We start from the raw sequence: 8,160 nt of genomic DNA on the forward strand, positions 1-8,160 counted from the left end.
TCTTTGTTTTTTATTGAGCCTTTATTTACTATTCAATTCAGCTTTTCGGAGTATGTTTCCGAAGGCTGGTTTCTTTACTTTGGACGTGCCTTTCTTCGCAGCTGTTCTCCTACAAACAGATCCAGTCTTCTTGCAAATTCTTCCTTCTTACCGTTGGGAATAGTGGCTCCTGCTGCAATATCGTGCCCGCCGCCTGCGCCACCAACTTCAGCCGAGACCATGGACATGGCTTCTGAAAGGTTAACCCCTCTGCGGATCAGATCCTGGTTTCCCCTTGCCGAGACTTTGATCCCTCCTTCGGCTTTTGCAAAAGCAATAATGGGAAGATTTCTGTTTTCAACTAATGTAGAACTCATCCCTGCAATAATTCCCACAATAGTTTCTTTTATTTCCGAGCCTGCATCGAAGTACTGGATATTCTCAAGCTGGACAACCCCTTTTTCTTTGACATACATGAGTCCGTTAACAAGATTCTGTCTATGTTCGGCAAGCAATTTGCGGGCATCTTCATAAGCTTCTTCTCGATTTCCCATGCAGACCGCAAGTCCGATCTCGGCATGGTCATAGCGTGCAGTGGCGTTGAGAAGAGTTGAAAACTCTGAAGCGTCTCTCATTTCCGTGCCTTCTTTTTCTCCCAGAAGGACGTAAACCTCTCCTATCAGGCGCTCGATCTTGTACGAAGGCATACCTGATTTCAGGCAGTACTGAATGAGCCCTGAGACAATCTTCTGTTTTTCCGGGATTTCAAGGTCAATCCAGCGCCTCCAGCGTTCGTCCTGGCTGAATCGAATGTTAAGGGAATGAAGAAATTCAATGCACGCTTCTTCGTCCCCTGTAAGTCCAGGAAGGTAAGGATCTGAAGAATATTGCATTAATTTATAAATAGGACGCGTTTGCTTTCCAAATAGGGTCAGATCCTTTTTGAACTGGAGAGTGCCTTCTCTAACTCCTTCTTCCAGAATTTCCCTGTTGATCCCGACAAGCTGCCCCATTTTCAGATGCTGCATATCCCCAACTGCTCCTACTATGGCCAGCGAGGAAAGATCCTTATTTTTTCCGAGGGCTGAAGCCAGCAGGTAAGTACTTCCCGATCCGCTCAACTCATAGGAACCATTTGCTCCGAAAAGGTGAGGATTCAGGTGAAATTGATAATTTCCCTGAGGCTGGTGATGATCTGAGATGACCGCATGGATCCCGCGAGACTTTATCGGTTCGCACATCCCGCTTCCCAGATCCGTAAAAATGACAATATTATGATTTTCATCTGCGATGGTATCAAGAGCCTTTTCATCGAGTTGCTTGACGAAACGTGTAGTATATTCAAAATTGCCTCTTTGAAGGGCGGTACAGATAATTCCTGCAGAAGTCAGTCCATCTGCATCGATATGGGATACAACGTGGACTGATTTGTATTTTTTAATTTCTTCGGCACACCTTGCCGCTTCGTTTTGAAGGGCTTTCATTGTCTCAGACATTATTTTCTCCACAATTTTCTGCTTGCCTCAATTAGCCGCTTTTGCCTACTTTATTTTCTTTCCCATTCCCTCGGATCAACCTTATAATCTTTTCCTTCTCTTTTTATTTCAGGAAAGCTTCGGATCTCCTGTAATGTAAGTTTGAGATTCTGAGCAAAATATTCTTTTTCCAGCTCTTTCCAGGGAACCATATATGCTTCCCTGCCGTGCCCGGGGCCCAGGCGAAGTTCCACTGCAAGAAATCCACGTCTTCCGGATTTATTCAGGTAATCCGAAATCCTTTCTATTTGATGAATCCCTTTCTTATCCACGGTAAAGTGCTGAGAAAAGTAAAGTGCATTTGCCCCTTTGTCCACTGAAATGCTTTTGCATTCAATTCCCAGGTATAAGTCCGGGTTAAGAGAATCCACAAGCACATCAAGAAACTGCGGAGTGAATCTATGCTGCTTAAGCCTGTAGGAGATAGCTCTTATCCCGTTTTCTTCAATGTATGCATTAAATGAGTTTACAAGCATGCGTTCAAACTCGGTCATGAAATCATGTTAAATGTTTTCGCTATTTTACTTAAGCTTTTTACTCAGAACGCAGTCTTTTCACTCTGAATGGGCAGGAGCGATATTTCCGCTTGAATAAAATTCCAGGATAAGGAAATTGATATCCATGATCTGAAGCTGCCATCGATCGCCTAAAGCTGACTAAGATCCATTATCTGAAACTAATATCGTTATTCGAAACCGGAATCAATCCTCTGACACCAACACCTACCATCTGAGATTAACTTTGATTGTCTATTTGGAAGTTCTGAGAAGATTCTGCACCTGGAATGTAATTCTTTCTCGATACTCCGGATCTTCTTAAACGTACCGGTTTTCAACCAGATTTACAATTGGAACACTTCTGAAGGACGGCAGCACAGTGCGAAATATTTCTCTCAGAGAGATTTACGTGAAAGCCAAAAAAGAGTTTGAACGACATAATCAATTTAAACAATGCCTTTTGTATGAAAAAAAATAAATGCCGATCAGGATCTGACCGGCCTATACGATTTTTAATTAGATATAATAAAACTTACAAAGTCCGGGCTGAGTCTTGTTTCTCTTACAAGCCTTTCTATAGTGTCTTCATCGGAAAGCCCTTCTTCCTTGAGTTCCTGTATGCGGTCAAAAACGTGCTGGGACACTTCGGAATACTCATTAATGTCTTTCCTGTGACCCCATACATCGCCCTCAAGTAAAGCAATGTTCTGCATGGAAAGATACATCTGTGCAGAACTGGAAATCGTTTTCTTGTATGAGCTTGGGATGTGGATCGCTTTTACCTCTGGACACTTCAGGATGAGTTTAAAAATGTCCTTGTTAGATGGTCTGAATGCAAGATGGACAATTTCCTCATCAAGTTTTAAAGTGTCTATTTCTTCTTTTGAACTTACAACTCTAATCTTCATTTTTATCACCGTTCGTTTCCAGGTATTTTTAAGGTGCTTTAGAGCGTTTTAGGGATTTTTAGGGTTTCTTTAAATTCCTTTAGAGCCTCTTCAGAATCTTTTTCAGGGTTATTTGACTTCGTCAGAGTCTCTTCAGGGTTTCTTTAAGTTTGAGGTTTTTGCGGAGTCCCGTCTGGATTTTAGGGTTTCCAGGGCTCCTTCACGTTTTTATTGGTTTTTAAAATCTATCTTAAGATTTTTAATTTTATCATTATGGGTTTACTTAGCTATTTATTTTTAAACCTTTTGGATTCATTAACTCTAAAATTCAATTATTTTGTTTTAGAAATTATTCTGGAATTCCAGAGTCTATAAATCGTTTTTCAAAACCTGGCGTTTATACTTGAGGTTTTTTGTTATGTTAAGGGCCTATACTATTTAATTTTTTATGAACTTTTTTCATGTTCTTTCTAATTCTTAAATTAGTTTTATAAAGTTGAAACATGAAAGTAGTGGCTTTTTTCTCTTTATTTTTGTTTTTTAAGTATTTTCAAGTATAATCTGTCAAATTCGAAGGACTTCTTTCTTTAAAGTTCATATCCCTCTCAGAATTTTGAAAAGTAGTTTAGTGAAATAGAGCTGGTACTTTTATTGATATTTCTTATTTATATTATGATATTTTATATATTTGAGAAGAATAGGTATACGATATCGTACTATACTATTTAATATTTTTCCGTAAAACCTTTTTTAAGTATACCAATTATTTTAGAAAAGGAATTTTTCAACCAGAGAACTTTATTTAAAGAGGTATTATAAAATGTGCTCTTCAGCTCGGAAAGCCTGGTTAATAAACTCTGTGCTCTCGTATTCTCTGGGTTTTCATCTCTTATTAAATCTTTAAGTTAGCGTATCGAACGTAGCTTTAAGGCGTATATACTGTACTTGATGGTATCGGTTTCAGAAGATTCCAGACTAAGATTAGTGACTGAATAAAAGTCACAGGTCTCAGTCTTTCAAAACTTTTGACATATATGCATTATCAAGAGTATACCCGAATTTCCTATAGTATTCTCTGGCTCCTATTCCGCTAATAATTGCAAGTTTCCGGTAGCCGGTTTCATGTGCTATTTTCTCGGCATGTTCCAGAAGTTCCTTTCCATATCCTCTATGTTGCCACTCCTTTTGCTTTGCTCCTTTACCGATGGGTACCATGGAACCATAAACATGCAGTTCTCTTATCAGGGCGGCATCCTGCAGTTCAGGGCGGTGAGGGGTAGCAGGGAAACGCAGGCGTGTGAATCCAATCAGGACATCTGCGGTAAGGTCTTCAAATGCGATGAAATGCTCTGTGCCTCCGCAGGCTTCATAGGTTTCTACAGTCAGCTCGATGTCCTCTTCATTTATTTTTCTCCCTTTCAGGCAAGTATGTCCTACTTCCCTGCAGCGGATACATCGGCATTTCCCTCCTTTTTCTCTCAGCTTTTCTTCTGCAAGCTGTCTTAGATTACTCTTCCGAACCCCTGCAAAGATCTGGTGAGCTGGAATATCACGCTGGATACGCTGGAGTCTTACCCATTTAGGCAGGATTCCTTTTATATCCGCAATCAGTTCGGCGGCTTCTTCGTCAGAAAGAGCCTCATAATCTCCTGCCTCCCATAGCCTGTATAGAGGGGTTCCTTCAGTTACAAGGGTAGGATAAATCTTGAGATAGTCGGGCATGAAGCGAGAATCTTCGAAGAGCTCTTTGAAACCTCTAAGGTCCAGCTTTGAATCCGAGCCAGGCAGATGAGGCATCATATGAAATCCAACCTTGAATGCGCTGTCTCTTAATATCTGATTAGCCCTGACAATCTCTGCAACGCCGTGTCCTCTCTGCATACGTGTGAGCACAAAGTCGTAGATACTCTGAACTCCTAGCTCTACCTTAGTTCCTCCCAGCCTGAGGAATTCGTCCACATGTTCCTCTGCTGCCCAGTCCGGACGCGTTTCGAATGTAATGCCTACATTGCGGATCTCAGCTTTTTCATTGGCTTTCTGTACCTCTTCAAGAGGAATATAAGGTAAAGATTTTCCGATTCTCCAGGCGCTCTCCCTCCACTCTTTACCTGTGAAATCATTCATTGCCTCAAGACAGCGTTTGATAAACCATTCCTGGTAATCTAGACTGCGTGCAGAAAACGTGCCTCCCATGACTATCAGTTCCACTTTCTCTACATCGTGACCGATCTCTTTAAGCTGGGAGAGCCTGGATCTAGCTTGGGCATAGGGGTCAAAATCATGCTGAATTGCTCTCATGGCTGCCGGCTCCCTTCCCATGTAACTCTGCGGCGATCTGAAGGTGGAGTTTGGGCCTCCGGGACAGGGCAGACATACTCCATGTGGGCATGGAGCCGGGGAGGTCATTACAGCAATTACCGCAACTCCGGAAATTGTTCTTACAGGCTTCCGTCTCAAGAATTCCTTAATTACTGCCTGCTCTTCGGGTGATCCCTGGATTATGATGTCTCCGTTCCTGGGGAGGCTGGCCAGATGATAGTGTTTACTAACATCTTTTTTTACCTTATTTAACTGGTTTTCGTTTTCTATCTCGCCTGCAAATACTTTTTCAAGGATTTCCCTGCAGGCCCTATTATAATTCTCTTCTCTCATCTCAAGTTCCGTCTTTCCGGTTTGTGGGTTCCGGCTTTTTCTTCTAAGGCAGTCTTAAAAAGTCAATTTAAAAGATTTAAAAAAAGATTTTCCTGGCTTTTAACAAAGCCATTTAATTTATCTGATTGGAGATATAATCAGGTATCAAGGCAGCTTAATTCGCATTCCTCAGAACCGGTTTCATTTTTATATCCATAAGTTTCTACAGGTCTGTTGCTTAACAGAGACCGAACCTCAAACGCAGCGCCGTTTGATCACGCCGACCACGCAGTTTTTGATCAAACTTTTTGAAAAAAGTTTGCGATCAAACCTTTTTTGAAAAGGCTTGTGAAAGGCTTGCTTTTGATCGCGCTTTATTCTCCTTTGTCGCTTGCTTAGCAGAGATCAAACCCTATAATAAAAGTTCCGAGTCCTATTGCCGGTTTGAGGCCCATTACAGACCTGAGGTACTCATCCGAGGGAGTGGAGGGAGATGCGAGTACGGCACTGGTCACACCTTCTACACATTCCACGTCCTGGCATTTCTGGGGCGGCAGGACAACAGTTATTGGTTCTTTCTTTGCATTCTTTGGCTTAGGCACAGCACTCTTGTAAATCACAAAGTTACCCATAACCAGCATATCATTACATCTTTTACACTCTTCAAGTTTCTCGGGGTCGTAAACGTCTTCACCAACCTTTTCTCCATACTGCATAAGCAATACATTGGGCCCTTCAGGCCAGACATAGTTCATATTAGTTGTAAAGGCTATGATTACCTGACGTTTGAAGACTTCCTTAATTCCCTGGTTGTCTCCTACACCAAGCCCCATAAGGACCGCTCCTTCGGCCTTTTTCTCGAGCTCAAAAATTTTCTCTTTGTCTTCTTCACTCAAAATATAAGTATTTTCCACGCCCTTGATGGCTTTTATCCTGCATATGACATCCTGAATTACATTTTTACATTCCAAAGCAAATTCCCCTTCTTGTTTTTAGACCTGTATTATGTTATTAAGTTATAAATCTGATCTTATTTGGTTCCTGACTTTATTTGGCTACATGATCTTATTTAGTTTCTTCTTATATTCATAACGTGTCAGGCTTTTTTTGCCTTCTTCTAAACTACTGGTATCATATAATGCTCTTTTTATATTTCTCTTTTTATATCGTCAATTTCTAATATTGTACCATTTTCTCCTGCAGGTGAAATAAAAAAGCTCTTTTTTGAATATTATTATAAAAATAATGAAAGTACTTATTAGAGATCTTTAAAACTATTTAAATCCACATTACAATTTTTTTCCAATCCTTTCGCCGGTTTTATCTAAAGTCTCCTCGGACTTAAATATCTTCAGTGATTGAGTAGAGGCATTCGATTGAGAGGATATCCTTACGGATGGATCTCCCCGGGCGAACTAATATTTTCACCTTCGGAAATGCATATTAATTATCTTCTCGGAGGTCAGCGCCGGTTCATAAAAGGCCCATCGGCCTGGAACCTCATCCATATCCCTGAAGTTTACTTGTTTTTAAAAACTTAGTATGTGATACAGGACAAACTTACCAAATAGATTTTTAGAACTAGTATCATTTGAAATTATTTATCTTAAAGCTCTATAATTATATTATCTTTTTTTCCATAGTCTTTTATAAGTATTTCGAATTTATCTTTTAAGTTAACTCCTGACGAATATCCTGCCTGAGCTCTTTCGACATTTACCGTCATTTGTATCGTTGTTTTGCGCTTTTCCTCTTTAATTTCCCTGAAATAGACCACAAAAGATTTAATAAGGCAATTATTTTATAGAACACTTGTAATCCAATTTAGAGGGATAAGGAGGGAATGAAATCCTCTTCGGCAATAGACGAAATCTAAAAGTCTGATTTGGTGAAGAATGGTGAAACCCTTAAAGTGTTGATCCCGACACTTCTTCTTACATACGACATATCTTAACAAACATGGAGGAACAATAAAATGAAGAGATTCGCAGCGGTAACACTGGCTGCTCTCATGCTTCTGACTGTATTTGCATCCGCCGCAAGTGCACAAGATGTAGTTGAGATCCGCGGTCCTGTGTTTAACGGCTCTAATATCCAGGGTATTGTAGGCACCAATGGTGTTACAATCGATGCTACTCAGTTTGCAGCATTCTACTATGACATTAACGACAATGTCACAACTGAAACTCTTTCCATCAAAAACGTTGCAGGTAACAACGGCAATGTAATTGGAGAGGGCGGACTTGTCTATTCCACTACCATTCAGCAGGTTGATTACGAATATGAAAATGCAGCTGCTGGCTGGGACAACTACAGCTTGATTGGCTTCTTTGCTGAGAAGTACATCCCGCTGAAATCTAACAGCGCTGACAAACTCGCAAAGCTTGTTCTTGACAGCGATGACAAGTACACAGTCAGAACCGGCGAAACCCTTGACCTCGGCCAGGGCTATGCTCTCGAAGCCAAGCAGGTCGATGTTGACGGTGAGAAAGTCTGGCTCGAATTCACCAAGGACGGAGAATTCGTAGATGACGAAATCATCGAAGTCGGAACCGGCGAAAGCACCTGGGAAGTCGAACTCGATGACATCCAGGATGAAGACGATGTTATTGTCCTGAAAGTTCACGTCAA

At 40.9% G+C, this 8,160-nt stretch carries 6 protein-coding genes; 1 reads left to right on the forward strand and 5 read right to left on the reverse strand.

Annotated elements, in window-relative coordinates; all coding sequences use genetic code 11:
• Nucleotides 1-74: 74 nt before the first annotated feature.
• The 5 genes from ACPK8D_RS14535 to ACPK8D_RS14555 form a co-directional block, all read right to left on the reverse strand.
• The gene (locus tag ACPK8D_RS14535) at nucleotides 75-1,475 is read right to left on the reverse strand and encodes a DHHA1 domain-containing protein (RefSeq protein ID WP_424718572.1); all 1,401 of its coding nucleotides are present in this window, start codon (nucleotides 1,473-1,475) and stop codon (nucleotides 75-77) included.
• Nucleotides 1,476-1,525: 50 nt separating this feature from the next.
• Entirely contained in the window at nucleotides 1,526-2,008 is a 483-nt protein-coding gene (locus ACPK8D_RS14540) for a hypothetical protein (protein ID WP_424718573.1), read from the reverse strand.
• 515 nt (nucleotides 2,009-2,523) lie between these two features.
• Complete coding sequence (locus ACPK8D_RS14545) at nucleotides 2,524-2,919, reverse strand: DUF1699 family protein (protein ID WP_128504207.1); 396 nt, start codon at nucleotides 2,917-2,919, stop codon at nucleotides 2,524-2,526.
• Between the two features lie 987 nt (nucleotides 2,920-3,906).
• Complete coding sequence (locus tag ACPK8D_RS14550; protein WP_424718574.1) at nucleotides 3,907-5,550, reverse strand: tRNA uridine(34) 5-carboxymethylaminomethyl modification radical SAM/GNAT enzyme Elp3; 1,644 nt, start codon at nucleotides 5,548-5,550, stop codon at nucleotides 3,907-3,909.
• A 374-nt stretch (nucleotides 5,551-5,924) separates the two neighbouring features.
• Nucleotides 5,925-6,500, reverse strand: coding sequence for a hypothetical protein (locus ACPK8D_RS14555; protein WP_424718575.1), 576 nt, complete (start codon nucleotides 6,498-6,500; stop codon nucleotides 5,925-5,927).
• Nucleotides 6,501-7,504: 1,004 nt separating this feature from the next.
• Here ACPK8D_RS14555 and ACPK8D_RS14560 point away from each other — a divergent pair.
• On the forward strand, nucleotides 7,505-8,160 hold a 656-nt coding region (locus tag ACPK8D_RS14560; RefSeq protein WP_424718576.1), incomplete at its 3' end, for an S-layer protein domain-containing protein.

This window comes from Methanosarcina sp., assembly GCF_049706645.1.
Lineage (GTDB): Archaea > Halobacteriota > Methanosarcinia > Methanosarcinales > Methanosarcinaceae > Methanosarcina.

Bases quoted from the DNA above. Each gene is read 5' to 3' on its own strand.
- ACPK8D_RS14545 (WP_128504207.1), bottom strand. From the start codon at position 2,919: ATGAAGATTAGAGTTGTAAGTTCAAAAGAAGAAATAGACACTTTAAAA.
- ACPK8D_RS14535 (WP_424718572.1), bottom strand. From the start codon at position 1,475: ATGTCTGAGACAATGAAAGCCCTTCAAAACGAAGCGGCAAGGTGTGCC.
- ACPK8D_RS14540 (WP_424718573.1), bottom strand. From the start codon at position 2,008: ATGACCGAGTTTGAACGCATGCTTGTAAACTCATTTAATGCATACATT.
- ACPK8D_RS14550 (WP_424718574.1), bottom strand. From the start codon at position 5,550: ATGAGAGAAGAGAATTATAATAGGGCCTGCAGGGAAATCCTTGAAAAA.